General features: G+C 70.6%; 2 protein-coding genes. Both read right to left on the reverse strand.

Annotated elements, in window-relative coordinates; all coding sequences use genetic code 11:
* Window positions 1-197: 197 nt before the first annotated feature.
* Window positions 198-1,280: a sugar phosphate nucleotidyltransferase gene (locus ACTWQJ_RS50695; RefSeq protein ID WP_409471742.1), complete on the reverse strand. Its 1,083-nt coding sequence runs from the start codon at window positions 1,278-1,280 to the stop codon at window positions 198-200.
* A gap of 105 nt (window positions 1,281-1,385) precedes the next feature.
* The coding region (locus ACTWQJ_RS50700; RefSeq protein ID WP_443313090.1) for a peptidoglycan recognition protein family protein at window positions 1,386-2,112 on the reverse strand (727 nt) is incomplete at its 5' end.

The following is a 2,112-nucleotide window of genomic DNA, read 5'->3' on the forward strand; positions in this document are numbered from 1 at the left end:
GCGGTGGGGCTGGGCGGGGTGGGTCGGGTGACGAGCCGCCTCCTTCAACGCGACCGGCGTTGTGGCTGGCGCGGGGTGGGTCGCGCAGACCGGCGCTGACGGGGTGCCGCCCGCGCCCACCCGTGCCGCCCTGGGGGTCCCCCCTCTGGGGGAGGCACGACTGCCCGCGGATCGCGAGCGGCCCACGCGCCCACCCGTTACTGATCCGACGAGAACCGCAGTGCCCCCGCTGGGATTTGGGCGTCGCACCAGACTCGGGCACCGGATTGGAGTTCGTTGTCGGGGCCTATGATCGCGCCGTCGCCGATGACCGTGTCGGTGAGGACGGAGCGTTCGCCGATGCGGGCGCGGGTGCCGATGAGGGAGTCGGTGATGACGGCGCCGGGTTCGATGACGGCGCCGGGGAGGATCGTGCTGCCGAAGATGCGCGCGCCCTCGGCGACGAACGCGCCCTCTCCGACCACCGTGCCGCCGGCCAGCTTGGCGTCGGGTGCCACCCTTGCCGTCGGCAGGACCAGGCGGTCGCCGCAGCGGCCGGGGACCGCCGGGGACGGGGCGCGGCCCAGGACCAGGTCCGCCGAGCCGCGGACGAAGGCCGCCGGGGTGCCGAGGTCGAGCCAGTAGGTGGAGTCGACCATGCCCTGGAGGTGGGCGCCGGCCGCCAGGAGGTCGGGAAACGTCTCGCGTTCCACCGAGACCGGTCGACCCGCCGGGATCGTGTCGATGACCGAGCGGCGGAAGACATAGGCCCCCGCGTTGATCTGGTCGGTGACGATCTCCTCCGGCGTCTGCGGCTTCTCCAGGAAGGCGGTGACGCGACCGGACTCGTCCGTCGGGACCAGGCCGTACGCCCGCGGATCGGTCACCTTCGTCAGGTGCAGGGAGACGTCCGCGCCCGTCGTCTCGTGCGTGCGCACCAGGGCACGGATGTCGAGGCCGGTGAGAATGTCGCCGTTGAAGATCAGGACCGGGTCGTCGGGCCCGGAGTGCAGCCGCGAGGCCACGTTGCGGATCGCGCCGCCCGTGCCGAGTGGCTCCTCCTCCGTGACGTACTCGATGTGCAGCCCCAGGTCCGAGCCGTCACCGAAGTACGGCTCGAAGACCTGGGCCAGATAGGACGTGGCGAGCACGATGTGCTCGACGCCCGCCGCTCTCGCTCGCGCCAGCTGATGCGTGAGGAACGGCACCCCCGCCGCCCTGACCATCGGCTTGGGCGTGTGCACCGTGAGCGGGCGCAGCCGGGTGCCCTTGCCGCCGACCAGGAGGATCGCTTCTGTCACCTGTCGTCTCTGCTTCCTGCCGGGACCGGCCGAACTGTGTTTCGGCCGGCCAGTGTATGCAGACCGTTGTCCGGCTCCTTCGACGGCCGTCGGTGTCGTGCGGCCTCAGGGCCGCCCCTGGAAGCGTGCCGCCTGTGAGCGGATCGAGCCGAGCTTGCCGTAGAGGAGTCCTCCTGGGCAGTCCGTGAGGAAACCGTCCCGGTGACCGGAGATCACGTTCAGTCGTACGTTCTTGCCCTTTGCGTAGAGATTGCCACCGGCGGACTTCAGGTATGTCTTGCCGCTGGGATTGCCTCCGTGCAGGCCCAGCTTCCAGGAGGCCAGCTGGCTGACGGCCGTCACCGTGGTGGCGGAGGGCCTGGTGGTGTTGAACGAGCCGATGACGGCGATCCCCGCGCTGTCGCTGTTGAAACCGAGGGTGTGGGCGCCCATGACCGGGTTGGCCACGCCGCCGGCGCGTCCCTCGTAGATGTTTCCGCACTTGTCGACGAGGAAGTTGTAGCCGATGTCCCGCCAGCCGTTGCTCACGACGTGGTAGCGGTAGATACCGCGGATGACGGACGGGGCCTGCGCGCAGGTGTAGTTGTTGCCGGTCGCCGTGTGGTGCACGAACGCGGCCTTGACCCGCTTCGTGTAGAGGAACGCCTTCTCCCGCAGCGACTCGTCCGCGCCCCAGCCGCGGCGGGTGACGATGGGCGGGCGCGGGCCGATGTACGGATTGGCCCGCTGCTCTTCGGTCAGCCCGGCGGCGTGCAGGGTGAGCAGTTCGTGCTGTGCCTGCGCCTGGTCCAGTGCCGGGATCTCGGTGGCGCCGAGCGGGGCGAGGTCGGAG

It is taken from the genome of Streptomyces sp. KR55 (assembly GCF_052245645.1).
Taxonomy (GTDB): domain Bacteria; phylum Actinomycetota; class Actinomycetes; order Streptomycetales; family Streptomycetaceae; genus Streptomyces; species Streptomyces flavusporus.